This is a genomic window from Acidisoma sp. 7E03 (genome assembly GCF_054665075.1).
Genome location: NZ_BAAFHE010000002.1, coordinates 350,909 through 376,502, shown reverse-complemented (window position 1 = coordinate 376,502; position 25,594 = coordinate 350,909). Strand labels below are relative to the sequence as shown.

23 protein-coding genes are annotated in these 25,594 nt (G+C 66.8%); 3 read left to right on the top strand and 20 right to left on the bottom strand.

Annotation, left to right across the window (positions count from 1 at the left end; genetic code table 11):
* Window positions 1-135: 135 nt before the first annotated feature.
* Complete coding sequence (locus ACYQ6W_RS04620) at window positions 136-1,311, top strand: AI-2E family transporter (RefSeq protein WP_459673846.1); 1,176 nt, start codon at window positions 136-138, stop codon at window positions 1,309-1,311.
* The gene (locus tag ACYQ6W_RS04615) at window positions 1,308-2,498 is read left to right on the top strand and encodes a BaiN/RdsA family NAD(P)/FAD-dependent oxidoreductase (RefSeq protein ID WP_459673844.1); all 1,191 of its coding nucleotides are present in this window, start codon (window positions 1,308-1,310) and stop codon (window positions 2,496-2,498) included. Before ACYQ6W_RS04620 ends, ACYQ6W_RS04615 begins: the two co-directional genes overlap by 4 nt.
* Before the next feature lie 3 nt (window positions 2,499-2,501).
* Here the strand turns inward: ACYQ6W_RS04615 and add are convergent, their stop codons facing one another.
* The 20 genes from add to rpsB form a co-directional block, all read right to left on the bottom strand.
* Complete coding sequence (gene add, locus ACYQ6W_RS04610; protein WP_459673843.1) at window positions 2,502-3,509, bottom strand: adenosine deaminase; 1,008 nt, start codon at window positions 3,507-3,509, stop codon at window positions 2,502-2,504.
* Window positions 3,506-4,105 (bottom strand): nitroreductase family protein, encoded by a 600-nt coding sequence (locus ACYQ6W_RS04605; protein ID WP_459673842.1) that lies wholly within the window; start codon window positions 4,103-4,105, stop codon window positions 3,506-3,508. Before ACYQ6W_RS04605 ends, add begins: the two co-directional genes overlap by 4 nt.
* A gap of 29 nt (window positions 4,106-4,134) precedes the next feature.
* A complete protein-coding gene (olsC, locus tag ACYQ6W_RS04600) occupies window positions 4,135-4,974 on the bottom strand; it encodes an ornithine lipid ester-linked acyl 2-hydroxylase OlsC (protein ID WP_459673841.1) in 840 nt (279 codons plus the stop codon).
* A 219-nt stretch (window positions 4,975-5,193) separates the two neighbouring features.
* Window positions 5,194-8,811, bottom strand: a complete 3,618-nt coding sequence (locus tag ACYQ6W_RS04595) for a vitamin B12-dependent ribonucleotide reductase (RefSeq protein WP_459673840.1) — start codon at window positions 8,809-8,811, stop codon at window positions 5,194-5,196.
* A gap of 317 nt (window positions 8,812-9,128) precedes the next feature.
* Window positions 9,129-9,857 (bottom strand): hypothetical protein, encoded by a 729-nt coding sequence (locus tag ACYQ6W_RS04590; RefSeq protein ID WP_459673839.1) that lies wholly within the window; start codon window positions 9,855-9,857, stop codon window positions 9,129-9,131.
* Between the two features lie 21 nt (window positions 9,858-9,878).
* On the bottom strand, window positions 9,879-10,274 hold the full coding sequence (gloA, locus tag ACYQ6W_RS04585) for a lactoylglutathione lyase (RefSeq protein WP_459673837.1): 396 nt from the start codon (window positions 10,272-10,274) through the stop codon (window positions 9,879-9,881).
* Between the two features lie 129 nt (window positions 10,275-10,403).
* Entirely contained in the window at window positions 10,404-11,237 is an 834-nt protein-coding gene (locus tag ACYQ6W_RS04580; protein WP_459673836.1) for an LpxI family protein, read from the bottom strand.
* Between the two features lie 10 nt (window positions 11,238-11,247).
* Complete coding sequence (gene lpxA, locus ACYQ6W_RS04575) at window positions 11,248-12,063, bottom strand: acyl-ACP--UDP-N-acetylglucosamine O-acyltransferase (RefSeq protein ID WP_459673834.1); 816 nt, start codon at window positions 12,061-12,063, stop codon at window positions 11,248-11,250.
* A complete protein-coding gene (gene fabZ / locus ACYQ6W_RS04570) occupies window positions 12,060-12,560 on the bottom strand; it encodes a 3-hydroxyacyl-ACP dehydratase FabZ (protein ID WP_459673833.1) in 501 nt (166 codons plus the stop codon). The genes lpxA and fabZ overlap by 4 nt, the downstream gene beginning before the upstream one ends.
* Before the next feature lie 25 nt (window positions 12,561-12,585).
* Window positions 12,586-13,632 carry a UDP-3-O-(3-hydroxymyristoyl)glucosamine N-acyltransferase gene (gene lpxD / locus ACYQ6W_RS04565; protein ID WP_459673832.1) on the bottom strand — a complete coding sequence of 349 codons (1,047 nt, stop codon included), beginning with the start codon at window positions 13,630-13,632 and terminating at the stop codon, window positions 12,586-12,588.
* A gap of 14 nt (window positions 13,633-13,646) precedes the next feature.
* Window positions 13,647-14,486: an OmpH/Skp family outer membrane protein gene (locus ACYQ6W_RS04560; RefSeq protein WP_459673831.1), complete on the bottom strand. Its 840-nt coding sequence runs from the start codon at window positions 14,484-14,486 to the stop codon at window positions 13,647-13,649.
* A 31-nt stretch (window positions 14,487-14,517) separates the two neighbouring features.
* Window positions 14,518-16,872 (bottom strand): outer membrane protein assembly factor BamA, encoded by a 2,355-nt coding sequence (gene bamA, locus ACYQ6W_RS04555; RefSeq protein WP_459673830.1) that lies wholly within the window; start codon window positions 16,870-16,872, stop codon window positions 14,518-14,520.
* Window positions 16,873-17,145: 273 nt separating this feature from the next.
* Entirely contained in the window at window positions 17,146-18,258 is a 1,113-nt protein-coding gene (gene rseP / locus ACYQ6W_RS04550) for an RIP metalloprotease RseP (RefSeq protein WP_459673829.1), read from the bottom strand.
* Between the two features lie 31 nt (window positions 18,259-18,289).
* Complete coding sequence (locus ACYQ6W_RS04545) at window positions 18,290-19,453, bottom strand: 1-deoxy-D-xylulose-5-phosphate reductoisomerase (RefSeq protein WP_459673828.1); 1,164 nt, start codon at window positions 19,451-19,453, stop codon at window positions 18,290-18,292.
* Complete coding sequence (locus ACYQ6W_RS04540; RefSeq protein ID WP_459673827.1) at window positions 19,444-20,319, bottom strand: phosphatidate cytidylyltransferase; 876 nt, start codon at window positions 20,317-20,319, stop codon at window positions 19,444-19,446. Before ACYQ6W_RS04540 ends, ACYQ6W_RS04545 begins: the two co-directional genes overlap by 10 nt.
* The gene (gene uppS, locus ACYQ6W_RS04535; RefSeq protein WP_459673826.1) at window positions 20,309-21,085 is read right to left on the bottom strand and encodes a polyprenyl diphosphate synthase; all 777 of its coding nucleotides are present in this window, start codon (window positions 21,083-21,085) and stop codon (window positions 20,309-20,311) included. Before uppS ends, ACYQ6W_RS04540 begins: the two co-directional genes overlap by 11 nt.
* A 12-nt stretch (window positions 21,086-21,097) precedes the next feature.
* Window positions 21,098-21,619: a ribosome recycling factor gene (gene frr, locus ACYQ6W_RS04530; protein WP_459674053.1), complete on the bottom strand. Its 522-nt coding sequence runs from the start codon at window positions 21,617-21,619 to the stop codon at window positions 21,098-21,100.
* 59 nt (window positions 21,620-21,678) lie between these two features.
* Window positions 21,679-22,401, bottom strand: coding sequence for a UMP kinase (gene pyrH / locus ACYQ6W_RS04525; protein ID WP_459673825.1), 723 nt, complete (start codon window positions 22,399-22,401; stop codon window positions 21,679-21,681).
* 198 nt (window positions 22,402-22,599) lie between these two features.
* Entirely contained in the window at window positions 22,600-23,508 is a 909-nt protein-coding gene (tsf, locus tag ACYQ6W_RS04520) for a translation elongation factor Ts (protein WP_459673824.1), read from the bottom strand.
* Window positions 23,509-23,685: 177 nt separating this feature from the next.
* A complete protein-coding gene (gene rpsB, locus ACYQ6W_RS04515; protein ID WP_459673822.1) occupies window positions 23,686-24,474 on the bottom strand; it encodes a 30S ribosomal protein S2 in 789 nt (262 codons plus the stop codon).
* Window positions 24,475-24,750: 276 nt separating this feature from the next.
* On the opposite strand from rpsB, the gene ACYQ6W_RS04510 reads away from it, so the two are divergent.
* Complete coding sequence (locus ACYQ6W_RS04510) at window positions 24,751-25,563, top strand: EAL domain-containing protein (protein WP_459673821.1); 813 nt, start codon at window positions 24,751-24,753, stop codon at window positions 25,561-25,563.
* The last annotated feature ends 31 nt before the right edge of the window (window positions 25,564-25,594 follow it).

The window sequence follows — 25,594 nt, the reverse complement described above, 5'->3', positions numbered from 1 at the left end:
ATGGCAAGCCGCGGCGCTTCCCTTCCCCCCGATCAGCCCCTATGTCCCTATCCATCCAAAGGTCCGCCCGCGTTCTTCCGGCGCTGCACCTGACGGGATGCATTCACGCGGCCGCCGGCGCCGGAACAGGACCCTATGTCTGATCCACTGGAAAGTCTGAAGAAGCGCGAGCCGGCTGACGGCAAGGCCGCGGAGAAGCTGCGCGGGGGCCTCGGGCGGCTTCTCGGCGTGCCGCTCGCGGATACGCCCCTGCATGATCAGCGCGCCAATCGCGAAATGCCCTTGCCGCGGAACTGGAACACGGTCTTCCTGGGCATCCTGACCATCATGGCGGTGCTCACCTGCCTCTATGCCGCGCGCGATATCGTGCTGCCGGTGGTGCTCGCCCTCGTCCTCAAGCTGCTCTTCCAGCCGCTGGTGAAGCTGCTGGAGCGCATCCGCATCCCGAAGGCGGCAGGCGCCCTCTTCTGCATCGCGCTGCTGCTCGGCATCTTCGTGGGGCTCGGCGCACTGCTCACAAGCCCCGCCTCACGCTGGGCGGCGCAACTGCCGCATGCCTGGCCGATGCTGCAGGAGCGTTTCGCCGTGCTGCAGCCGCCCATCGCGCGCCTGCAGCATCTGCTCGACCGGATGGGCGTCCATTTCGGCGGCGCCGACAGCCTGCTGTCCAACCCGGTCAGCATGGTGACATCGGTCTTCAGCGGCACGGGCACCATCGCCTCCAATCTGCTCGAAACCCTGCTCGTCCTCTTCTACCTGTTGGTGTTCGGGGAGACTTTCCTGCGCCGCCTGGTCGAGGTTCTGCCGCGTTTCGACGACAAGCGCGAAGCCGTCGAAATTTCGATGCATATGGAGCGGGATCTTTCGGCCTATCTTCTCACGATCACCATCATCAACGCCGTCGTCGGCTGCGCCACCGCCCTCGTCATGTGGATCTGCGGCGTGCCCGGCCCGATCCTCTGGGGCACCGTCGCCTTCTGCCTCAACTTCGTGCCCATTCTCGGGCCCTTCGTCGGCATCCTCATCTTCCTCGCCATCGGCATCGTCACTTCCGGCTTCGCCTGGAGCGCGATCCTGCCCGCCTGCCTCTATTTCGGCATCCATGTCGCGGAAGGCGAGATCATCACGCCGATGCTGCTGGCCAGCCGTTTCACGATCAATCCAGTTGCCGTCATGCTGTCCCTTATCTTCTGGTACTGGATGTGGGGTGTGGCGGGCGCCGTTCTCGCCGTGCCCATGCTCGCCATCCTCAAGATCATCTGCGATCGCCTGCGCCCCTTCCGCGCCTTCGGCCATCTCCTCGAAGGATGAGCGACGGCCGTCAGTATGACGTCATCATCCTCGGCGCCGGCGCCGCAGGGCTGATGGCGGCGAAGGTCGCGGGGCAGCGTGGCCGCCGCGTCGCGCTACTCGACCACCGTCCGGAGCCGGGTGCGAAGATCCTCATCTCCGGCGGCGGGCGCTGCAACTTCACCAATCGGGAGACGCCGGCGAGCCGCTTCCTGGCGGCCAATCCGCATTTCGCCAAATCGGCGCTCAGCCGCTTTCGCCCCGCGGACATGATCGCCCTCGTCGATCGCCACGGAATCGCCTGGCACGAAAAGACGCTGGGGCAATTGTTCTGCGACGGCAGCGCGCGGCAGATCGTCGAGATGCTGGTGGCGGAGTGCCGGGCGGCGCAGGTCACGCTCCATCTCGGCACGGCGGTGGAGGAGGTCCGGCGGGAGGAGACGTTCCGGCTGCGGACGTCGCGCGGCCCGCTCTCCGCCCCATCGCTCGTCATCGCGAGCGGCGGCCTCTCCATCCCCAAGCTCGGCGCGACGGGCTTGGCCTATCAACTGGCAGCGCAGTTCGGCGTGCCGGTGGTTCGGCCGGAGCCCGCCCTCGTGCCACTCTGCTTCGACGAGCCGGAGCTTGCGGTGATGCGGGGCCTTTCCGGGACGGCGCTCGAGATCGAGGCGCGCTTCGGCAAGACCAGCTTTCGGGAGGCGATGCTCTTCACCCATCGCGGCCTCTCCGGCCCCGCTATCCTGCAGATTTCGAGCTATCTGAAAGCGGGCGAGGACTTTACCGCAGACCTCTTGCCGGGACGCGATGCCCGCGCCCTGCTGCTTGAGGCGAAGCGGGCACGCCCGCGTATCGCGCTGCGTACCGCGCTCGCGGAACAGCTGCACCTGCCGCAGCGGCTTGCCCAGGCCCTGGCGCCGGAGGAGGAGCGCGCCCCACCCATCGGCGAGACCAGCGACCGCACGCTCGCGGCACTGGCCGAACGGCTGCAACGCTGGCGCCTCACGCCGTCCGGCACCGAAGGCTTCGCAAAGGCGGAGGTGACACGGGGCGGAATCGATACCGCGGCCCTCTCTTCCAAGACCATGGAAGTCACCGCCGTTCCCGGCCTCTATGTCATCGGCGAGGCGGTGGACGTCACCGGCTGGCTGGGCGGCTACAATTTCCAATGGGCCTGGGCTTCCGGCGTCGCCGCGGGCCAGGCGGTCTAGCCCCTACCAGGTGCTGAGTGCCGCCAGCAGATCGCGCTTCACTTCGGCTGGCGCGAAAGAGGTGTCGATCGAGGTGCGCGCCACCGCACGCAGCGTGGCGTCGTCCCAATCGAAGGCCTCCGCCACGCGTGCATATTCCTCGACCAGCGTGGTGCCGAGCAGGGCGGGATCGTCCGTACCCACCGAAACTGGAATGCCATGGCGGCGCAGCCGTTCGATCGGATGCTGGGCGTAAGACGGATAGAGACCGAGCAGGACGTTGCTGGTGGGCGTCAGGTCGAGCGGCAGGCCCATCTGCCTCAACTCGTCCATCAGGAGCGGATCCTCCACGGCGCGGACGCCGTGGTCGATCCGCTGGACGCCCAGATAATGGATGGCGTCGCGGATGCCTTCAGGCCCGCTCGATTCGCCGGCATGGGCGACACGGAAGAAGCCGGCATCGCCTGCGCGCCGAAAGGCATCGGCAAAGCGCGGGCCGGTGCGACCGGCGGCCGCCTCGTTGCCGTCGATCGACAAGGCAACGACACGGGGATTGCGTAGCGCCGTCATCAGGTCGACAAGTTCCAAAGCCTCATCCGCCGTCTGCTGGCGGAGCAGGCTGAGGCAGAGACCGACGGGTGGCAGCCCATCCCGCTCGGCGGCCGCGAACCCGCGATCGAGCGCCGCGATCATCGCCGGCAGCCGATGGCGCCAGGCCTCCCAATGCGTCGGGTTGAGGATGGCGTCGGCATAGCCGGTACCGTCCGCCGCCAGCCGCTCAGCGAAGGCATAGGCCATCGCCTCGAGCTGCGCCTCGGAGCGCAGCAGCCCACAACTCCAGTCGAGAAAGCCGAGGAACTCGGTGAGGGTGCGAAAGGAGAAGAGCGTCTCGGCTGGCCGCGGCAGGGACTCACCCGCTGCCGCAGCCAACGCCAGGATCTGGTCCTGGGCGAGAGAGCCTTCTAGGTGGATGTGGATCTCCGCCTTGGGCAGAGCCCGGAGACGCTGCCGGTCGGCGGAGCCAGACGTCATCCGCGGAACTTGCCCTCGAAGGCGAAGGCGGTGACAGGCTTGCGCGGGCTCGGCGTCTCACGCGCCTGCAGGCCTTCCGGCAGGATCGACTTGTCGCCGAGACGACCGACCGCGGCCGCAGCCTCGATACGGTAGCCTTCGGGGAAGCCGAGGTCGGCGAAGGCCCGCTGCATGTCGAAGCCGACCATGCCATGGGCGTGCCAGCCCAGCATCGCGCCCTGCAGGGCGAAGGAGCCCCAGGCCGCCCCCATGTCGAAGGAGTGGCTGTGGGACGGCACGGGCTTCTCGGCGCCCGGCGGCAGCATGAGGGAATTGGACGCCATGATGACGAGCGCGCCCGCGCGCTTCGCCCAGGACTGGTTGAACTCGATCAGCAGGCCGAGCAGCTTGTCGAAGGCGGGTGTGCCGCGCAGACCGTAGATGAAGACCCAGGGCTGGGAATTGTAGGAGGACGGCGCCCAGCGCGCGGCCTCGAACATGGAGAAGAGATCGGCTTCGGGAATGGCTTCCTCGGTGAAGGCGCGCGGCGACCAGCGCTGCAGGAAGACCTCGTGGATCTCATGATCGGCGGTACGGGAATTGGCGCTCTTCGTCATGGCTCGTCCTTCTGTCGTGGCAACGCGGATCAGTGCTTTGGCGCGTTCCGCAGGGCTTCCGCCTCCGCGTAGAACTTCTTCTCCCACTCGTTGTGGTTGGTCGCCCCTTCCTTGATGAAGGGCGTGAAGATCGCGATGCGCAGCAGCGCGGCGTTGATGAGATTGGCCGGGAAGCGCAGCGGCTTGTTGAAATCGACGAAGAGCACCACGCGCGTCTCGTCGGAATGATTCCAGGCCTCGTGCTCGAAGGCGTCGTCGAAGATGAGCGCGCGGCCTTCCTGCCAGTTGCAGATCTGGCGATCGACGCGAATGGCGATCTTGTCGGGATGGTTGGGCACGATCAGACCGAGGTGGAAGCGCAGCACGCCATTATAGGGGCCGCGATGCGGCGGAAGGTGCTTGCCCGGCTCGAAGATCGAGAACATCGCCGTCTGCAGCCCCGGGATCTTCTGCACGATGCGCCAGGTCTCGGGACAGAGCTGGGTGTTCTTTTCCGAGGTCAGCCCGTAGCCGGTGAGGAAAAAGGTCTTCCAATTCGCGTCGGTCGAGATGGTGGCGACGTCGGCCGAGATGTCGTGGAAGCTCGGCAGGTCGGCCTTCCGCTGCAGCACGCGGTCGAGCTCCGCCCGGATCAGGTGCCATTCCTTTTCGATCTCGGCCGCCCAAGGGAAAGTCGCATTGTCATAGACCGGCGGATTGCCGAGCTTGGCACAGCGCAGATTGAGCCGTTCGACCCAGGAAACCAGCTTCATCACCACGCGTGTGGTGAGGCTCGGGCGGCCCATGGGCTTGATGCCTTCGGTCCCGAAATTTTGCTTGGCTTCGTAGGAGCCGGCGTCAGCCGGCTGCGTCGGGGTGACTGTGTTCATCGCTCGATCTCCGCAGGCGGGATGGACTGTCAAGTACCATCCCCTCCTCTGATACGACAGCGTGGCCAGGTTTGGCGAGAGCGGCCGTGATCCGGGTACCGCGCAGCGCCACTGCTCAGGACGCTGTGAGCAGATAAGCCGGCGGCGGAAACGCACAAGGGCCGGCGCGGTCCCCGTGCGGAGACCGGCCGGCCCTTGTCTGTGGTCAAGCCGCGCGGCTTACGAGCAGCCGCTGGTGGAGCCGCAGGTCACGCATTTCAGGCAGGTGCCGTTCCGCACCATGGTGAAGTTGCCGCATTCGGGGCAGCTGTCGCCCTCATAGCCCTTCACCTTGGCTTCACGCATCTTGCTGGCCCGGTCATCCCCTGCGCTCACCGCCTCCGCGGTGAAGGCGGGGCGCACGGAGGCCACAACACCAGCCGGGGCCGCCGCCGCACCGCCGATCGTGCCGCGCACGAAGCCCTTGCTCACCCCGCGCTGAATATCGGCCAGCACCGAGCGGGCCTGCTCCGCCGTCTCGCTGCCGGTGCGCGGCAGGTTCCCCTCCGTCGCACCATTGCCGATGGTATCCGGCATCAGATCGGCCGGGTCGACATGGGCGAGGTCGTTGCGAGCGAGGTAGGAGATCGCCAGTTCGCGGAAGATGTAGTCGATGATCGAGGTCGCCATGCGAATGGCCTCGTTGCCCTGCACCATGCCCGCCGGCTCGAAGCGGGTGAAGGTGAAGGCCTCGACGAATTCTTCCAGCGGCACGCCGTATTGCAGGCCGATGGAGATCGCGATCGCGAAGTTGTTCATCAGCGAGCGGAAGGCGGAGCCTTCCTTGTGCATATCGATGAAGACCTCGGCGAGGCTGCCATCCTCGTATTCGCCGGTGCGGAGATAGACCTTGTGGCCGCCGACCGTCGCCTTCTGGGTATAGCCCTTGCGGCGGTCCGGCAGGCGCCGCCGCTCGGCGCGCTGCACAACACGCTCCACGATCCGCTCGGCCATCGCCACCGCCTGCGCCGTGGCCGGCTGGGCGATAAGCTCCTCCGCATCCTCCTCATCCTCGATGAGCTGCGAGGAGAGCGGCTGGCTGAGCTTGGAGCCGTCGCGATAGAGCGCATTCGCCTTCAGGCCGAGACGCCAGGACAGCATATAGGCGTTCTCGCAATCCGCGACCGAGGCCGAATTCGGCATGTTGATGGTCTTGGAGATGGCCCCCGAGATGAAGGGCTGGGAGGCCGCCATCATGCGGATATGGCTTTCGGCAGAGAGGAAGCGCACGCCGATGCGGCCGCAGGGATTGGCGCAGTCGAAGACGGGCAGATGCGCAGGGTTGAGCTCCGGCGCGCCCTCCAGCGTCATCGCGCCGCAGACATAGGTGTTCGCGGCCTCGATCTGTGCGCGGGTGAAGCCCAAAGCCGACAGAAGATCGAAGCCCGGCGCTTCGATCTGCGCCGGCGTGAAGCCCAGCACGCCGGTCAGCAGCTCCTCGCCCAGCGTCCACTTGTTGAAGACGAACTTGATGTCGAAGGCGCTGACGAGGGCGGCTTCGACCTTGGCGAGGTCGGCCTCGCCGAAGCCCTTCGCCGCGAGGCTTTCATGGTTGATCGCGGGGGCTCCGACGAGCGTCGCATGACCCACGGCATAGCGGATGATGCGGTCGGTCTGCGCCGGCGTATAGCCGAGCGTCTCGAGCGCCTGCGGCACGATGCGGTTGATGATCTTGAAATAGCCGCCACCGGCGAGCTTCTTGAACTTCACCAGCGCGAAGTCCGGCTCGATGCCCGTCGTGTCGCAATCCATGACGAGGCCGATGGTGCCGGTAGGAGCGACGACGGAGACCTGCGCATTGCGGTAGCCGTTCTGCTCACCGAGGGCGAGCGCCTCGTCCCAGACATCGGCGACGGCACCGGCCAGACCCGTATCGGGGCAATCCTCGCGCATGAAGGGCACGGGCAGAACCGTCAGGCCCTCATAGCCTTCCGTCGCCCCCTGGGCCGCACGGCGATGGTTGCGGATCACCCGCAGCATGCTCTCCCGGTTCGCCTCATGCGCCGGGAAGGCGCCGAGTTCGCCCGCCATTTCGGCGGAGGTGCGATAGGCGACGCCCGTCATCACCGCGCTGACGGCGGCGCAGATGGCGCGGCCCTCGTCGCTGTCATAGGGAATGCCTTCGGCCATCAGCAGGCCGCCGAGATTGGCGTAGCCGAGGCCGAGCGTGCGGTAGTCATAGGACAGGCGCGCGATCTCGCGGGACGGGAACTGCGCCATCAGTACGGAGATTTCGAGCACCACCGTCCAGATGCGGACGCAATGCGTGTAGAGCGCCGTGTCGAAGCTGCCGTCTTCGCGGCGGAAGGCGAGCAGGTTCAGCGAGGCCAGGTTGCAGGCCGTGTCGTCCAGGAACATGTATTCCGAGCAGGGGTTGGACGCGTTGATCCGTCCCCCCGCCGGGCAGGTGTGCCACTCGTTGATGGTGGTGTCGAACTGCACGCCCGGATCGGCCGAAGCCCAGGCCGCATAGCCGATTTTGTCCCAGAGCGCGCGGGCACGCAGCGTCTTGTGCAGCTTGCCGTCGGTGCGGCGCGTCAGGTTCCATTCGCCGTCGTCCAGCACACGCTGCAGGAAGTCGTTCGTCAGGCGGACGGAGTTGTTGGAGTTCTGCCCAGCGACGGTGAGATAGGCCTCGCTGTCCCAGTCCGTGTCATAGGTACGGAAGTCGAACTCGGTCTTGCCGTTCTTCGCGGCGTCGATGGCGCGGCGGATGTAGTTCTCCGGAATGGCGCAATCCTTGGCCTTGCGGACCGCCGCCTTCAGCGCGCCGTTCTTCGTGACGTCATAGGCGGCCTCGCCGAGATCGGGCGCCGCCTCGCGCGCCGCGCGGATCACTCCGTCGAGCTGCCGCTTCGTCATCTTGGAGCCGGACACGAGGGCCGCGACCTTCTGCTCCTCGATCACCTTCCAATCGACGAAGGCCTCGATGTCCGGATGATCGACATCGACCGTCACCATCTTCGCCGCGCGCCGCGTGGTGCCGCCGGACTTGATGGCGCCCGCCGCACGGTCGCCGATCTTGAGGAAGCTCATGAGGCCGGAGGAACGGCCGCCGCCCGAGAGACGCTCGCCGTCACCGCGCAGGCGGGAGAAGTTGGAGCCGGTGCCCGAGCCGTATTTGAACAGGCGCGCCTCGCGCACCCAGAGATCCATGATGCCGCCCTCGTTCACGAGGTCATCGGCGACGGACTGGATGAAGCAGGCATGCGGCTGCGGATGCTCGTAAGCGCTCGCCGATTCCACCACCTGGCCGGTCTTGGGGTCGACGTAGAAATGCCCCTGGGCCGGGCCGTCGATGCCATAGGCCCAATGCAGGCCGGTATTGAACCACTGCGGCGAGTTCGGCGCGGCCATCTGGTTGGCAAGCATGAAGCACAGCTCGTCCCGGAAAGCGCGGGCATCGCCCTCGCTGTCGAAATAGCCGTGCTTCCAGCCCCAATAGGTCCAGGTTCCGGCTAGCCGGTCGAAGACCTGCTGCGCGCGGGTTTCCCCGACATAGCGCTCCGCTTCCGACAGCTTCGCCAGCGCCTCCGCGTCCGGCTCGTGCCGGCGCAGCCAGGCGGGCACGCCTGGCTCGTCCACCGGCTTCAGCGCCGCCGGGATGCCGGCCTTGCGGAAATACTTCTGGGCGAGAACATCGCAGGCGACCTGGGACCAGGCCTTCGGCACTTCGATATCGGCAAGGCGGAAGATCACCGAGCCATCGGGGTTGCGGATCTCGCTGGTCGCTCGCACGAAATCGATGCCGCCGTAGCGCGTCTCCACGTCAGCCGTCAGTTCGCGTTCGAAGCGCATGCGAGAATCCTCTGCCGAAAGATGCGGTTAGGGAGATGCCGGCCGGTCTGATGACCGCGTCGTTAACCAAATCTAGTAGGGAACCCGGCGGTCGAGCAACCACATCTTGTGCTTGACAGAGGCGACGGAGCGTCATCGGTCGGCCAAACCGGGGGAAATCCTAGGCGAGGCCGGCCGCGGGTGCCGCAAAATTTTTCGCAATTCCCGGCATCGCGAGGGGCCGGACGCGGCTCCTACGAGTCGATGCGAAGGCTTTGCTTTAAGACTCGGGCCTTAGCGCGCTCTCTTCAGGCGGCAGGAACGAGTCCCCGCGCCGATCAGGAAGAATAGCCGAAACGCTCCAAAAAAGGCGCGAAAATCCGCGTCATCTCGGCCTGCAGCGACGCGGGCAGGTTGCGCCATTTTCCGCTCCGCGCGTCCCCGATGTGGGGCCCGAGAATCTGTGTCACCCGGTCCATCTGATGCACGCCGACCTGGGTCAGGCGCTCGGAGGGCAGCGCATTCAGATTCCGGGCAAAGGCGCGGACGGCCTCGGTCTCATAGCGCGCGAAGAGCGTGGCCCCGGTCTCGGCGTCGCAGGGTAGGCCGAGATGAGTGGCAACAGCCGCCACCGCGTCCGGCTGCTCGAAGAATCGCTCCTCGTAGCGGAAGACGGGATAGCCGCGGGCGGCCAGCGCCGTGAACCGCCGGCAATCCCGCTCCAGCCATTGGATCGTCTGGGACAGCGGTGCCCGAAACCGCAGCGCCATGGAGGTGGCGGCATCCCGCGGATCGCGCAGGGTGAGCAGCACCGGCACCTGGCGTTCCGCGATCCAGGCATCCAGACCGGCGCTGCCGTGATGCGACTTGAAGAGAAAGTGGCGTCCACCCGCCGTCGCTTCGGGCGGAAAGAGGCTCAGTTCGTCGGCATAGAAGGTCAGAAGCGGCGCGGACCCGAGAGCCCGCGCCATCAACTCACGCACGATGTTGAAAATCCAGGTGGAGGCGCTGCCATGCAGACCGGCCGTCGCCACCACCTCCGGCACGAAAACACGCGGTTTGGTCACGTCGAAAAGCCAGTCGTCGTGTTACTTCCGCTCGATCAGTTCGATCTTGTAGCCGTCCGGGTCCTCGATGAAGGCGATGACCGTGGTGCCGAACTTCACCGGCCCGGGCTCCCGCGTGATCTTCACGCCCGCCGCCCGCAGCTGTTCGCAGGTCGCGTAGATGTCGGGCACGCCGAGTGCCAGATGCCCGAAGGCCGTGCCGAGCTCATAGGACGAGACACCGTAGTTATAGGTGAGTTCCAGCACGGTGTGGGTCCGCTCGTCGCCATAGCCGAGGAAGGCGAGTGTGTATTTCCCGTCCGGCACGTCGGACCGGCGAAGTTCCTTCATACCGAGATACTGGGTGTAGAAGGCGACGCTCCGCTCGAGATCGCCGACGCGCAGCATGGTGTGGAGGTAGGAGAAATTCTCGCTCATCGTCTTTTTCCTTCGCTCAGGCGGAGTAGCACCGCCGCGTGACGGCGCGGAGATTGCGCCGGGCTCCGCACCCTGCCAAGCCCGCACCGACCGTCTGACATATCAGTTTCGTGATAACGCACCGCCGCGTCAGCCGCGCAGTGCCTCCGGGCCAAGACCCAGCAGAAAGAAGCCGGCAGCATCGGCCGCCGCCACGGTCGCCGCCTGATCGACGATCAGCGTGCCGCCACCCTCGAAGGCGATGCCGCGCAAACCCGCGGCCAAGCAGCCCCGTACCGTCTCTGTCCCGATCGTCGGCAGATCGGCCCGCCGCTCCTGCCCCGGCTTGACCAGCTTGACCAGAACCCCGCCCGGCCCCGGCCAGGCGAGCGATCCGCAGCGGGCGAGCATGGCATCCGTGCCTTCGACGGCTTCCACGGCCAGCACGACACCCGCCTGCACGACGCAACCCTGGCCGACATCGGCGGCCCCCAGCATGCGGCAGACCGCAATCCCACGGGTGATGTCGGACCGCGCCTGCTCGTCCGGCGCCGTTTTGGTGAGCAGCCCGGCGCGGCCGACGAGCCCCCCCAGGATCTCGTGCGCCCCGAGCACCCGGAAGCCTTCTTCGCCAAGGACGCGGATCACGGCGCGCAGCAGCCCGTCATCCCCCATGAAGGCAGCGCGCCCGATGCGCGCCAGCAGCTTCAGCCCTTCCGCGTCCGGCCGTAGGTCCCGAAAAGACGGACGCCGCACGGGGCCGACGAGCACGAGGTCCTGGCAGCCCTGCTCCTTGAGGAGGGCGAGGATGCGCACCGCCGCGCCGAAACGCAGGAAGGCATGGGGAAAGGGTGCTAGCACCGCGGGCTCGGCATGCCCTTCGATACCGATGATGAAGACGCGCCGGCCGGCAGCCTGCGCTGCACGCGCCACTTGGGCCGGAAGCGGGCCGCTGCCGGCGATGATGCCGAGCGCCGGCGCCATGCTCCGGCCCTCAGGCCGCGTCGTCGGTTTCGACGGCGCGCCGGTTGCGGCGGACGAGGCCGCGCTTGCTCGGCGCATCGATGAAGCTGAGGATCTCCGCCACCATCGCATCCGCGCCATAGCGCGCCCGCACCTCGGCCAGGCGCGCGGCGAAGACGCCTTCATGGCTGAAGAGCAGCCGGAAGGCCGAACGCAGGCGGCGGATCTCGGCGGCATCCAGGCCGCGCCGGCGCAGTCCCACGATGTTCAGCCCGGTGAGACGCGCGCGGTTGCCCATGACGAGGCCGAAGGGGATCACGTCCGCCTCGACACCCGACACACCCCCCACCATGGCGCCACGGCCGATGCGCACGAACTGGTGCAGCGCCGCACTGCCGCCGATCACCGCGCCATCGTCGATCGAGACGTGACCGCCCATGACGACGTTGTTGGCGATGATCACGCCATCGCCCAGGGCGCAGTCATGGGCAACGTGGACCACCGCCATGAGAAGGCAGTTCCGGCCGATCCGGGTCAGCCCCGTGCCCGTCGCGGTGCCGCGATGGATGGTGCAATGCTCGCGGATCTGGCTGCCCGCGCCGATCTCGGTGCGCGTGGGCTCGCCCTTGTATTTGAGGTCCTGCGGCGGCAGCCCGACGCTCGCATAAGGGAAGAGCACGGCGCCCGCGCCGATACGCGTATGGCCATCGACCACGACATGGGAATGGAGACGGACGCCGTCCTCCAGAACCACGTTCGGACCGATGTGGCACCAGGGCCCGATTTCGACGTTCTGGCCGAGAACGGCCCCTTCTTCGACGATTGCCGAGGGATGAACTGTGGTCAAGTTGGCTCGCGATCGCGAATCATGGCCGAAAAACTGGCTTCCGCGACGGAAACCCCATCCACCCGCACGACGCCGTGGAATTTCCACACGTTGCCGCGGTTGCGGTCCTTGCTGACATGGACGTGCAGCTGATCGCCCGGCACCACCGGACGACGGAACTTCGCGCTTTCGATGGACATGAAGTAGACCAGCTTGCCGCGGGATTCCGGCCCCAGCGTTTCCACCACCAGAACGCCCGCGGTCTGCGCCATGCTTTCGATGATCAGCACGCCCGGCATCACCGGGTGTCCGGGGAAGTGGCCCTGGAAGAAGCCTTCGTTGATGGTGACGTTCTTGATGCCGACGGCCGAGACGTTCTTCTGGATATCGACGACCTTGTCGATCAGCAGAAAAGGATAGCGGTGCGGAATATCGAGCATGATTTCCGCGAGGCTCACATCATGCCGCTCGATGGTCTCGGGCGTCACCTCGTGACCTTGTTCAGTCTCTGCATCCATCAAATTCAGGCCCGCATCCGCCTCGCTACTTGGCCGCATCCTCGCGCCGCATCATCCGGCGCAGGAACGCGACCTGCTTGAAAAATTCCTTCACAGGCTCGGCCGGGCTACCGACGACCACGGCACGCGGCGCGACATCGGCCATGACACCGGCCTGAGCGCCGATCCGCGCCCCGTCCCCGATGCGAAGATGGCCCGTCAGTCCCGCCTGGCCCGCCAGCGTCACGTAGTCGCCGAGGATGGTGGATCCGGAAATCCCCGCCTGGGACACGATGACGCAGCAGCGGCCAAGGCGCACGTTATGGGCGATCTGCACCGCATTGTCGAGACGAGAGCCCGCGCCGATCACCGTATCCTGGGAGGAGCCGCGGTCGATCATCGTGTTGGCGCCGATCTCGACGTCGTCCTCGATAATCACGCGGCCAAGCTGCGGGACACTGACGAAGCCGCGAGCCGTCGGCTGCGGATCGAAGCCGAATCCTTCCTGGCCGATCCGCGCACCCGGGTAGAGGGTGACACGCTCGCCGATCAGCGCGTGACTGACCGAAACATGGGCGGCGATGCGGCAATCCCGGCCGATCACCACACCCTCCCCGATCCAGGCCAGCGGCCCGATGCGACAGCCGGCCGCAATCTCCGCCCGTGCCCCGATGACGCAGTGCGGACCGATTTCCGCTTCCGGCGAAATCTGCGCCGTGGGATCGATGACGGCGGTCGGATGGATACCCGACGTCACCGCGGGGGATGGGTGAAAGAGGCCGGCCACGAGGGCCCAGGCCGTCATCGGCCGCGGCGTAGCCAAGGCCACCGTGCCCGCAGGCACGTGGTGGGCGAGCGCGGGGTCCAGAATGACCGCGCCGGCCTGCGTCGCCCGCAAGGCGTCCAGATACTTCTTGTTGGTTAGGAAGCTGACCTCGGCGGGACCGGCCGTCTGCAGGGGCGCGATGCCGGAGAACAGGCGGTCGAGCGGCGCGCTCTCCGCCGAAAGGCCGGCAGCGGCGAGGACCTCCGAAAGCGGAAAGGGACCCGCACGCCGAAAGAAGCGCGGGTCCCCAGCGACAGGCTCAACCAAGCCTCATCGCTCCCTTACTGGCCGAGCGGCGGCTGCGCACCCTGCTGCTGATCCTGCAGCGAGGCAGCCGTCACCTTGGCGAAGGCGTCGTCCGGCGGAACCGTGACCGAGGGCAGAACCTGATTGAGCTGCTTCGTCACCTCGTCGGTGATGTCGAAGCCGTTCTGGTTCAGCGCGACCTGGGCACGGTGCAGAACCAGATTCATGCCGCGGCTATTGGCCACCTGGCGGATGACCGCGATGAGCGTACGCTCGATCTGGCCCAGGGCGACCTGTGCCGCCGCCTGGATGCGCGCCTCGTGATTGCGGAAGGCAAGCTGGGAGCTCGCGATGCGCTGCTGCAGGGCGAGTTCACGCTTGCGCAGTTCGTCCTGGCTCAGATGCGCATTCGGATTGGCCAGCGCCGACTGCACCTGGCGCCACAGATCCTGCTCCTTCTTGACCTCGTCGGTCAGCTCAGCGCGGCGCTTGTCGATTTCCTTCTGCACGCCCTGGGCCGCGGTCGAAGCCTGCAGCACGTCCGGCACGCCGATCACGCCGATGACGGGCGCGGGCGGCGGTGCTTCCTTCATCAGATCCGGCAGTTTGGGGATCGGCGCATTGGCCTGAGCCTCGGCCGCCTTCTCGGCATCCGGGTTCGGCTTCGGCGTCGCGGGCAGCGGCGGTCCGAGATCAGGCACCTTCACGGTCGGTCCGGAGGCAGCCGCAGCGCGACCCTTCGGGGCCGTGTGCGTGCCGCTCGCCTTGGACTGACCGGGCACGAACCAGCCCTGCGAGGATTGAGCCAGGACCGCGCCGGGAGCGAAGATCAGCGCCACCGCAGCGGCGGCGAGAGAACGGGAGACGTATCGCAAGGGGACTTAACCTTACCGAAGCGGGATGAAGCTAGAAATTCGTGCCGAAGCCGAAGCGGAAGACCTGCGTCTGATCGTATTTGTACTTCACGACCGGATCGGCCAGATCGATGTTGATGAGGCCGAAGGGCGTGTTCCAGGAGAAGCCGACACCCACCGACACGCGCGGGGACTTGTTCTGATAGACGTCGCCGTACTGGTCCGTCACGCCGAAGAGCGTGCCGATGTCGGAGAAGACGCGGCCCGTGAGCCCGATGTCCTTGGAGATCGGCAGCGGGAAGTGCAGCTCAACCGTGCCGGTCGCGATGGTGTCACCGCCAAGGCTGTCTCCGGTTTTTTGATCATGAGGACCGGCGCCGCCCTGTTCGAAGCCGCGCATGTTCTCGCCGCCGAGGAAGAAGTTGTCGATCAGGTAGTAGTTGCCATTGCCATAGCGATAGAGCCTGCCGCCCCCGGCGCGCAGGGCCAGCGTCCAATCGCTGTTGCCGGTGAAGTAGTCGAGCGGGATGTAGTAGCCGGCATCGAGCTTGACCCGGAAGAACTTGGAATTGCCGCCAAGACCCGCGACGTCGGTGCCCAGGCGGATGATGTAGCCCTTGTGCGGATCGAGCGAGCTATCGCGATGATCGAGGGTCAGGGTCTGGCCAAGCTGGGACAGCAAGGACCAGCCCGCCTCGTTCTTCACGTAGATCGAGGCGTTGGACTGGACGTTGTAGACATTACGATCGACGAGTGAGTAGGCCTCGGTCTGCGACAGGTAGTTGTTGAAGGCATAGCCCGTGCGGATGGTGAAGCCGAGCCGCTGCTCGTCGTACTGCGAGATGTCCTGGTTGTTGTTCGTGGTGTCGAAGATCTCGCCACCCAGCATGAGGTTGCGGTCGAGGAAGTAGGGATCGGTTACCGACAGGTCGATCTGGCTGGCGCGCTGCGCCAGCACGCCGGTGATGCCAGCGCTGATGCCCGTGCCGATCAGGTTCTTTTCGCTCAGCCCCAGGTTGACGAGGGCACCGTCGTCGGTCGAGTAGCCGCCGCCGATGGTGAAGGAGCCGGTCGCCTGCTCCTGCACGGCCGTCGTCAGCACGATCTTGTCCGGCGCCGAGCCGGGCTGCGTGCTCATGTCCACGTTCTTGAAGTATTGCAGCTCCTGCAGGCGCAGGCGCGATTGCTTGATCTTCTCGGCGTTGAACGCGTCCCCTTCCGCGATCTGGAATTCGCGGCGGATCACCTTGTCCTCGGTACGGCTGTTGCCGGTGATGTTGATCCGTTCGAGGAAGACGCGCGGCCCTTCGGTGATCTCGAAGGTCAAATCGACGACGTGCTGACCCTTGGCATTGATCCGCTTGTGCTCGATCGGCTTGACCTGAACGAAGGCGTAGCCCCGCCCCTGCACGTCGCTGGTGATGGCCTGAACGCTGTTGGTGATGGCGTCACCGTTGTACCAGTCGCCGGAGGCGAGCTGCAGGTCGCCGCGCACGCTCTGCGCGTCCAGATTATGCAGGTGGGAGACGATCTTGACGTCGCCCACGTGGTAGCGCGGCCCCTCGTCCAGCACGAAGGTGATGTAGAAGGACGACCGGTCCGGCGCGAGTTCCGCTTCCGTGTTGACGATTTTGAAGTCCGGATAACCACTGCGATAGTAGAAGCGCTTGAGCAGATCCTGGTCGAGGCCGATGCGCTGCGGATCATAGGAATCGGAGGTCGAGAGGAAGCGCCACCAGGCGCTCTCGCGGCTGCTGATGACCTCGCGCAGCGTGCCCTGGCTGAAATGCTGGTTGCCTACGAAGGCGATGCGGCTGATGAAACTCGCCTTGCCGTCATGGATCTTATAGACGAGGTTGACCCGGTTTTCCGGCAGCTTGATGATCTGCGGCACCACGGTGGTGGAGTAGTAGCCCTTCGCCGCATAGGCGTTGAGGATCGCCTGACGATCCTGCTCCGCCGCGTCCGCCGTGTAGACCGAGTTGGCGCGCAGCGAGACGACGCTGGCCAGATCCTTGTTGACGAGCTGATGGTTCCCCTCGAAGGCGACCTGCGCGATCACCGGGTTTTCGGTGACGTCGACGACGAGGTCATTGCCCACGCGGCTGATCGAGACGTTCGAGAACAGGCCGGTTGCGTAGAGCGTCTTCAAGCTCTGGTCGATGCGGCGTTCGTCAAACGGGTCGCCCGGGCCGAGCAGCATGTAGGATTCGATCGTGCCCGTCTCGATGCGATGATTGCCTTTGACGACGATCGCATGAACGGTGTCGCCGGTCTGCGCGGGCTCGGCCGCAACGCGGCTCTGTTTGGTGTGATGGGGCTTGAGCGTCTGCGACGCAGCCACTCCAGGGATGAGCGCGGGCAGAAGGCAGGCTGTTGCGAGCAGCGCAGCACGGGTGCGAAGCAAAGAACGCGTCTCCCTCAGTTCCGGCCAGTGCCGGTCAGCAATCCAGCCCGATAGCAGGCGGGCAAAAACTCAAGCGGGCCTGCCATCGGAGGCTCCGCCGTTGAGAGCGGATTAACCCAGCCTGAAGGCGGAGACAACGCACCATCGCCACGCCGGGGCGTGACGGTCCCGACGATCGACCGCGTGGGCAAAGCCGACCGGCGGTTTTGCCCTATCGCAGCCCCCAGCGTCGCGGCAAGGTCTTTCTCGCCGCAGCCAGGAGTTTGGCAGGACTTACCCCGCGAGATGGGCGACCCAGCGGACGACGCCGAGCTGGTTCACGTCGTTCCAGGTGGCGAAGACGAAGAGGCACAGCAGCAGGGCAAAGCCAGCGCGGAAGCCGTATTCCTGTGCCTTGGGGGAGATCGGGCGGCCGCGGATGACCTCGGCCAGGTAGAACAGCAGGTGCCCGCCGTCGAGGACGGGAATCGGGAACAGGTTGATCAGGCCCAGATTGACCGAGAGCACGGCGATGAAGGAGACGAGGCTCGCAATCCCCATGGCGGCGACCTGGCCGGAGAGGGAGGCGATGCGCAGAGGGCCACCGAGCTGGTTCAGGCCGGTGCGGTGCGCCACGATCTGCCACAGCCCCTCCAGCGTCTGCCGGCCGACCGTCCAGGTCTCGACCACGCCCTGCACCACCGCATCCTGCGGCGCGAGCCGCTTGAAGTGCGGCTGGCCCTCGACGATGCCGAGCACGCCACGCTCGCCGCCGTGGCCGTCCGGCATCTGCCCGATCTTCACCCGGAACACATAGGTCGCGTCACCGCGCAGCACGGTGAGCCCGACATCCTTGCCGGGGTTGGGCTCAACCTGCTTCTGAATCTGCAGGAAATCCTTCACCGGTACGCCGCCGACGCTGGTGATCACGTCGCCCGGCTTCAGCTTCACCTGGGAGGCGGCCGAACCCGGCATGATCTTGCCGATGACGGGCTCCGCGATCGGCTTGCCCACCACCATGAAGAGACCGATGAAGAGCACCGCCGCCAGGATGAAATTGGCGATCGGCCCGGCCGCGATGACGATCATGCGCGACCAGACGGATTTTTCCTGGAAGGTTCGACCCGCCTGCCAGCTCGCCCGCTCCTCTTCCGTCACGTCCTGCGGACGCTCCTGCCCGTGCAGCTTGACGTAGCCGCCGAGCGGCAGCCAGGCGAGCTTCCACACGGTGCCGCGCTTGTCCGTCCAGCGCGCGATCGCCTGTCCGAAGCCGATGGAGAAGGTCTCCACATGCACCCCGCGCCACCGCGCGGCGAGGTAGTGGCCCATTTCATGGACGAAGACGAGAACGCCGAGGACAACGGCGAAGGAAACGAGGGTCCGGAGCAGGCTGACGAGGTCGTGCATAATCCTGGCTTCTAACTTTGGCCGGGCGTGTTCACGCGGCGCGTGACAATATCAGAGCATCGGCCGCCTGCCGAGCCGCCGCGTCGATCGCGATGATGGCGTCGAGGTCGGGCGCCGGCAGCGTGCCCATCGCGTCGAGCACCGCTTCCACGGTGCCGAGGATGTCGAGGAAGCCGATGCGCCGGGCAAGGAAAGCCGCAACCGCCACCTCGTTCGCCGCATTCATGATGGCCGGCGCCCCGCCGCCCGCGGCCAGAACCTCACGCGCCAGGCGGAGCGCGGGGAAGCGCTCCGGGTCCGGTGCAAGGAAGTCCATCCGCGCAAGCGCCGCGAGATCGAGCCGCTTTGCCGTCGTCGTCAGCCGCTCGGGCCAGCCGAGGGCGTGGGCGATCGGGATGTGCATGTCCGGCGCGCCGAGCTGAGCCAGCATGCTGCCATCGGCATAGCAGACGATGCCGTGCACCACGGATTGCGGATGGACCAGCACCTCCACCTGCTCGCTCGGCAGACGGAAGAGCCGCGCCGCCTCGATCACCTCCAGCGCCTTGTTCATCATCGTCGCCGAGTCGATGGTGATCTTGGCGCCCATGGACCAGACGGGATGCTTCAATGCGGCCTCGGGCGTAATCCCGGCCATCGCCTCGCGCGGGGTCTCCCGGAAGGGGCCGCCGGAGGCGGTGAGGATGATCCGCTCCACTTGGCGGAGATTTTGCGGCTCCCAGCACTGGAAGATCGCATTGTGCTCCGAATCGACCGGCAGCAGGCAGGCGCCCGCATCGGCCACCGCATCCATCATGATGTCGCCGGCCGAGACCAGCACCTCCTTGTTGGCGAAGGCGATGGCGCCGCCCCGGCGGATGGCGGCGAGCGTCGGGTGGAGGCCGGCCATGCCGATGATGGCGGCCATGGTCCAATCGGCGGGCAGCGCCGCGGCCTCGCGCACGGCGTCCGCGCCGGCGGCCACCGCGATGCCCGTGCCGGCGAGCGCCTCTTCCAGGGCCGGCAGCAGCGCGAGATCGTGGACGACGGCGATGTCGGGCCGGCAGGCGCGCGCCTGCTCGGCCAGGAGGGCGACGTTGCGGCCGGCGACCAGGGCGCGCACATGGTAGCGCGCGGGCTCCGCGAGGATGAGGTCGAGCGTCTGAGTACCCACGCTCCCGGTGCTGCCCAGGATGCTGATCGTCTTCACTGCCAAAGCCAAAGTCCTTCCCCAATCGTCAGGGCCACGAGTGCGGCGACGGGCGCCGCGGTCAGCATGCCGTCCAGCCGGTCCAGCAACCCGCCATGGCCAGGGATCGACCGGCCGGAATCCTTCACGCCGAAGTGGCGCTTGAAGCCGCTTTCCAGAAGGTCGCCCACTTGCGAGGCGCAGCCGAGGAGCATGGCGACGGCGACGCAATGCAGCACCGGCAGCGTGCCGCCGACGCTCGCGGCGACCGCCAGACCGACAAGGGCGGCCGCGAGCAAGCCACCCAGCGCGCCGGACCAGGTCTTGCCGGGCGAGATCGCGGGCGCGAGCTTCGGCCCGCCGACGAGACGGCCGACCACGTAAGCGCCGATGTCGCTCGCCCAGATGATGAGCACCAGGAAGAACATGTCCCACCGGCCCACCACCGGATGGTGGCGCAGCAGAATGAGGGCGATCGCGGCAGGTGCCAGATAAAGGAAGCCGCCCTTCAGCCAAAGGGACTGCCCGCCCCGGCCAAACAGAAGGGCGCCGGCCAGGGTCAGCAACAGCGCCAGAACAAGAGCGATGGTGCCACCGAAGGCGTAGGTGACGAGCGGGATCGCCGCCATGCCGAACGGCAGCAGCAGCCCGGGCCAGCGCCGTGCATTCGCGCCGCAGAGCGTCGCCCATTCGGCGGCGCAGCCGGCCGCGCCGATGGCGACCAGCACGGCCCAGGCATCCCGCCCGAACCACAGGCAGGCCAGCGCCAGCGGCGCCAGGATCATCGCCGAACCGACGCGCTTGCCAAGATCGTTCCACCGCGCGGAGGCCATGGGCTTCACCGCCCCTTCGCTCTTGAGGTCCGGCGGCTGCGCCGGAGAGTCAGCTGACACGCGCGCCATAGCGCCGGTCGCGCCGGGCGAATTCGGCCAGCGCCGCCGCGAAATGCGCCTCGTCGAAATCCGGCCAGAGCACGTCGAGGAAGACGAGCTCCGCATAGGCACATTGCCATAGCAGGAAATTGGACAGCCGGCGCTCGCCGCTCGTGCGAATCAGCAAATCGGGGTCGGGCATGCCGGCGGTGAACAGGAAGCGCGCGAACCCCTCCTCGTCCAGCGTCGCCGCGCTGATCCCACCTTCTGCCGCGGCGGCGATCGCCCCGCGCGCCGCCGCCACGATCTCGGACCGCCCGCCATAGGACAGCGCAAGGACCAAAGTGAGCCGGGTGCATTCGGCCGTGCGCCGTTCGGCGGCCTCCAACTCGGCCCGGAGGTCATCCGAGAAGCGGTCCCGGTCACCGATGACGCGGAAGCGGACACCGTTCTTCAGCAGTTCCGAGACCTCGCTCCGCAGATACTGTCGGAGCAGGGCAGTCAGATCCATCACCTCGCCTTCAGGGCGACGCCAGTTCTCGCTGCTGAAGGCAAAGAGCGTCAGCCACTCCACCCCCTGGCCGATCGCCGCCTCGATGCAGCGGCGCACGGCCTTGGCGCCGGCGCGGTGTCCGGCGATGCGCGGCAGGCCACGGGCCTTCGCCCAGCGGCCATTGCCATCCATGATCAGCGCGACGTGCCGCGGCACGCCCGCGGCGCGGGGCGCCGGGGTCTCGACGACGGTGGAGGATCCGGCGTCTCGCTCGGGAGACGCTGAGGCTTTCATCAACCTGCGATCTCAAACCTGGCGGATTTCGCGGTCTTTTTCGGCGGCCAGCTCATCGATCTTCTTCACGAAGGAATCGGTCAGCTTCTGCACCTCGGTCGACCAGTCTTCGGCTTCGTCCTTGCCGATCTCGCCCTTCTTCTCCGCCGCCTTCACCTGCTCCATCCCGTCGCGGCGCACCGCGCGCACGGCGATGCGGGCATTCTCGGCGTATTTGTTGGCGGCTTTCGCCAGTTCCACGCGCCGCTCGGCGGTCAGCTGAGGGATCGGCACACGCACCGTCTGGCCATCGGCGCCGGGATTGAGGCCGAGGCCGGAGTCGCGGATCGCGGCCACGACCGAATTGACGAGGGAACGGTCCCAGACCTGAACCGTGATCATGCGCGCTTCCGGCACGGCGATGGTGCCGACCTGCGGCAGCGGGGTCATCGTGCCATAGGCCTCGACCCTCACCGGCTCCAGCAGCGCCGGGCTCGCACGGCCCGTGCGCAGGCCGCTCTGGTCCTTGCGCAGGGTCTCGACCGCGCCTTCCATGCGGCGGGTCAGGTCTTGCTTGAGGGAATTCAGATCAGCGGGCACCGGCCCCTCCTTCGTCAGACGTCGCGAATGATCGTATAGGCGCCCTCACCGCGCATCGCCGAGGCGAAGGCGCCGGAGCGGTGCAGGTTGAAGACGACGATGGGCAGCTTGCTGTCCCGCGCCAGGCTGATGGCTGCAGCGTCCATCACCTTCAGATCCTGGGCCAGGACGTCAAGGTAGCTGAGGCTTTCGAAGCGCTTGGCTTCGGCGTCCTTCTTCGGGTCGGCCGAGTAGACGCCGTCGACCTGGGTGCCCTTGAGGAGCGCCTCGCAGCCCATCTCGACCGCACGCAGCGCGGCCGCCGTGTCGGTGGTGAAGAACGGATTGCCGGTGCCGGCGGCGAAAATGACAATCCGGCCCTTCTCCATGTGGCGCTGGGCACGCCGGCGGATATAGGGTTCGCAGAGGCTCGCCATCGGAATGGCCGACTGCACGCGGGTGGGAAGGCCAGCGAGTTCCAGGGCGCTCTGCATCGCGAGCGCGTTCATGACGGTCGCGAGCATGCCCATGTAGTCGGCCTGGGCGCGGTCCATGCCGGCCGCAGCCCCTTTGACGCCGCGGAAAATATTGCCGCCCCCGATGACGACACAGACCTCGACGCCCATGGCGACGACCGAGCCGATGTCCTGGGCGATCTGCTTCACGGTGGTGGAGTCGAGCCCATACTCGCCCGGACCCATCAGCGCCTCGCCCGAGAGTTTGAGCAACACGCGCTTATAGAGAGGCTGTCCGTTCATGGTATCCTTGGGTGTCTGTCGTGACGCACGGCCGCCACCTGCCGCATCGCCCAGCGTCATGGGATGGCCGCACCCTAGAGATAGGGTGCCAGCGCCACAAGATCAGATGCCGGCACGCAGGCCGGCAGGCGCAAGACAGCAACCGGGACCGGCCCTGTCCGCATAAAGGAAGGGCGGGCCGAAGCCCGCCCCTGATCGTCAGACGCCTGCCGTCGCGGCCACTTCGGCCGCGAAGTCGGTGACTTCCTTTTCGATGCCTTCGCCGAGCTGGAAGGGGGCGAAGCCGACGAGGTCGGCGCCCGACTTCTTCACCACGGCGCGGACGCGGCTCTCGCCGTCATGCACCCAGACCTGCTCCAGCAGCACCACTTCCTCGTAGTACTTCCGGATACGGCCTTCGACCATCTTCTCGATGATCGCTTCCGGCTTGCCGGAGGCCCGCGCCTGCTCGCTGAGCACGGAACGCTCGCGCTCCAGCGCCGCCGGGTCCACCGCGTCGACGTCGAGCGCGTCGGGGCGGGTGGCGGCGACATGCATGCCGATCTGGCGGCCCAGGGTCTCCAGCGCATCCAGCTCGCTCGGCGCCTGCAGGGCGACGAGGACACCGATCTTGCCGAGGCCCGGCTTCAGGGCGCTGTGCACATAGGTCGCCACCACGCCGGAGGAGACGCGCAGCACGCGCGCCCGGCGGATGGTCATGTTCTCGCCGATGGTGGCGACGAGATGCGTCAGGTGGTCGGCAACCGTGTGGCTCGTGCCCGGGAAAGCCGCGGCCTTGATGGCCTCCACGTCTTCACCGACCTCGAGGGCGATCTTCGCAACCGTGGCGACGAAATCCTGGAAGGTCTCGTTGCGGGCGACGAAGTCGGTCTCGGCATTGATCTCGACCATGGCGGCGACGTTCGCCGCGCTGGCGACACCAACCAGACCCTCGGCGGCCACGCGGCCGGACTTCTTGGCGGCAGCGGCCAGGCCCTTCTTGCGCAGCCAGTCGATCGCCGCGTCGATGTCGCCGCCCGTCTCGTTCAGCGCCTTCTTGCAGTCCATCATGCCGGCGCCGCTCTTCTCGCGCAGGTCTTTCACCAGCGCGGCTGTGATCTCGGCCATCATCGTCTCCGTGTGGTTAGGCGCGCCACTGGCGGGCGCAGCCGTCTGATCCTCTAGGCGGGCCTTTATAGTGGCCCCGAACATCCAGAGAAGGGCCCAGCGGCCCTCAAGTCTCGCACGTCATCAAGCCGAAACACCGGGTGCCGCGCAGGGCGCCCGGTGTTTCGGCAGAAGGCGTCAGGCCTCAGCGGCCACTTCGGCGACGTCCTCGCTCTCGGCGGGAAGAACCGCCTCGGGCAGTTCCTCGGCGGCGCCGATGTCGCGGCCGGAGGCCGCCATCTCGGCGCTGATGCCGTCGAGCACCGCATTCGCGGCCAGATCGCAGTAGAGCATGATGGCGCGGATGGCGTCGTCATTGCCCGGGATCGGGTAGGTCACGCCATGCGGGTCGGAGTTGCTGTCGAGCACCGCCACGACCGGGATGCCGAGCTTGTTGGCTTCCTGAACCGCCAGCTTTTCCTTGTTGGTGTCGATGATGAAGAGGATGTCGGGCAGGCCGCCCATCTCCTTGATGCCACCAAGCGCGCGCTCCAGCTTCTCCTGGTCGCGAGTGATCTCGAGGACTTCCTTCTTCGTCAGGCCCTGGGTGTCACCGGCCACCAGCTCTTCGATCTGGCGCAGGCGCTTGATGCTGGCCGTGATCGTCTTCCAGTTGGTGAGCATGCCGCCCAGCCAGCGGTGGTTGACGTAATACTGGCCGCAGCGACGGGCAGCGTCTGCCACATGATCGGCGGCGGCGCGCTTGGTGCCGACGAAGAGCACGCGACCGCCATTCGCCGTCGTGTCACGCAGGGCGCGCAGGGCGCGGTCCAGCATCGGGACGGTCTGCTGCAGGTCGATGATGTGGACCTGGTTGCGCACGCCGAAGAGGTACGGGGCCATCGCCGGGTTCCAGCGACGGGTGTGGTGGCCGAAGTGAACGCCGGCTTCGAGCAGCTGACGCAGGGTGAATTCGGGCATCGCCATGGGCGTGCTCCTTTCTATCGTCCGGTTGATCCTCCACGGGGCGTGCCGTTCAAAGCACCGGACCCGGTCCATAGCGGCCGAGAAAGGCGCCCCGTGTGCGAATTTGCCCCGCCCCGGCAGGACCCGAGCGGAAGCGGCGCTCCTATTGCGCATCAGGCCCGGCATTGCAAGCGAAAGGGCAGCGGCTGACCGCCTGCCTGCCATTCCGGCGCCCGCGCCGTCCCGCTCACGAGGGCGTGCATCCACATTTCTCGCGATTCCTTGAATACTGCGGCGATGTCGCATCCGCTCGTCCCGACCTTCGCCCCGGCTGACTCCGGCGCGGCCGCTGCAGCCGGCTGCGAGGGCGCCTGTGCAACGGCCTTTACCCTGCCGTTCACCATGGCGTTTCAGCCGATCATCGATCTGCAGCAGCACAGCGTGGTCGCGCACGAAGCGCTGGTGCGCGGCCCGAAGGGAGAGAGCGCGGCCAGCATTCTGGCCGCTGTCACCCCGGAAACGCTCTACGCCTTCGATCAGGCCTGCCGCGCCAAGGCGATCGAATGCGCCGCGCGCATCGGCTTGCCCGGACGGCTGAACATCAACTTCCTCCCCAAGGCGGTCTACGAGCCGCGGACCTGCATCCAGGCGACCCTCGCCGCGGCGGCGCGAACCGGCTTTCCCGTCGATCGACTGACTTTCGAGATGGTGGAAACGGAAGAGACCACGCCGGGCCACCTCGCCCGGATCGTCAAAACCTATCGCGAAATCGGCTTCCGTATCGCGCTTGATGATTACGGGACGGGCCATTCCGGCCTCCTCCGCATCGCCGAATTGCGGCCGGACACCATCAAGGTCGACCGCCAGCTGGTGACCGGTGTAGCCGAGGACACGATGCGCCAAGCGATCACCCGCGTGATCCTGCAGCTCTGCAACGAGACCGGCATCGAAGCCGTCTTCGAGGGCGTGGAGACGGAAGCGGAAGCGCGCGCGCTCGCTGATCTCGGCGCCCGCTACATGCAGGGCTTTCTCTTCGCCCGGCCGGCCCTGGAGCGGGCGATGGGTGCCACTGAAATTCCCTGGCCACAGCTGCACCCGACGCACAGCTAACGCCCCCGGCGGGGTTGCGTTTGCCGGGCAA

What these genes read in the sequence shown, in the direction of transcription:
- tsf (WP_459673824.1), bottom strand. Translation starts at nt 23,508, where the DNA reads ATGGCCGAGATCACAGCCGCGCTGGTGAAAGACCTGCGCGAGAAGAGC.
- ACYQ6W_RS04620 (WP_459673846.1), top strand. Translation starts at nt 136, where the DNA reads ATGTCTGATCCACTGGAAAGTCTGAAGAAGCGCGAGCCGGCTGACGGC.
- pyrH (WP_459673825.1), bottom strand. Translation starts at nt 22,401, where the DNA reads ATGAACGGACAGCCTCTCTATAAGCGCGTGTTGCTCAAACTCTCGGGC.
- ACYQ6W_RS04595 (WP_459673840.1), bottom strand. Translation starts at nt 8,811, where the DNA reads ATGCGCTTCGAACGCGAACTGACGGCTGACGTGGAGACGCGCTACGGC.
- add (WP_459673843.1), bottom strand. Translation starts at nt 3,509, where the DNA reads ATGACGTCTGGCTCCGCCGACCGGCAGCGTCTCCGGGCTCTGCCCAAG.
- olsC (WP_459673841.1), bottom strand. Translation starts at nt 4,974, where the DNA reads ATGAACACAGTCACCCCGACGCAGCCGGCTGACGCCGGCTCCTACGAA.
- uppS (WP_459673826.1), bottom strand. Translation starts at nt 21,085, where the DNA reads ATGAAAGCCTCAGCGTCTCCCGAGCGAGACGCCGGATCCTCCACCGTC.
- rseP (WP_459673829.1), bottom strand. Translation starts at nt 18,258, where the DNA reads ATGCACGACCTCGTCAGCCTGCTCCGGACCCTCGTTTCCTTCGCCGTT.
- ACYQ6W_RS04605 (WP_459673842.1), bottom strand. Translation starts at nt 4,105, where the DNA reads ATGACGAAGAGCGCCAATTCCCGTACCGCCGATCATGAGATCCACGAG.
- rpsB (WP_459673822.1), bottom strand. Translation starts at nt 24,474, where the DNA reads ATGGCGATGCCCGAATTCACCCTGCGTCAGCTGCTCGAAGCCGGCGTT.
- ACYQ6W_RS04510 (WP_459673821.1), top strand. Translation starts at nt 24,751, where the DNA reads ATGTCGCATCCGCTCGTCCCGACCTTCGCCCCGGCTGACTCCGGCGCG.
- ACYQ6W_RS04615 (WP_459673844.1), top strand. Translation starts at nt 1,308, where the DNA reads ATGAGCGACGGCCGTCAGTATGACGTCATCATCCTCGGCGCCGGCGCC.
- frr (WP_459674053.1), bottom strand. Translation starts at nt 21,619, where the DNA reads ATGGAAGGCGCGGTCGAGACCCTGCGCAAGGACCAGAGCGGCCTGCGC.
- ACYQ6W_RS04580 (WP_459673836.1), bottom strand. Translation starts at nt 11,237, where the DNA reads ATGGCGCCGGCGCTCGGCATCATCGCCGGCAGCGGCCCGCTTCCGGCC.
- gloA (WP_459673837.1), bottom strand. Translation starts at nt 10,274, where the DNA reads ATGAGCGAGAATTTCTCCTACCTCCACACCATGCTGCGCGTCGGCGAT.
- fabZ (WP_459673833.1), bottom strand. Translation starts at nt 12,560, where the DNA reads ATGGATGCAGAGACTGAACAAGGTCACGAGGTGACGCCCGAGACCATC.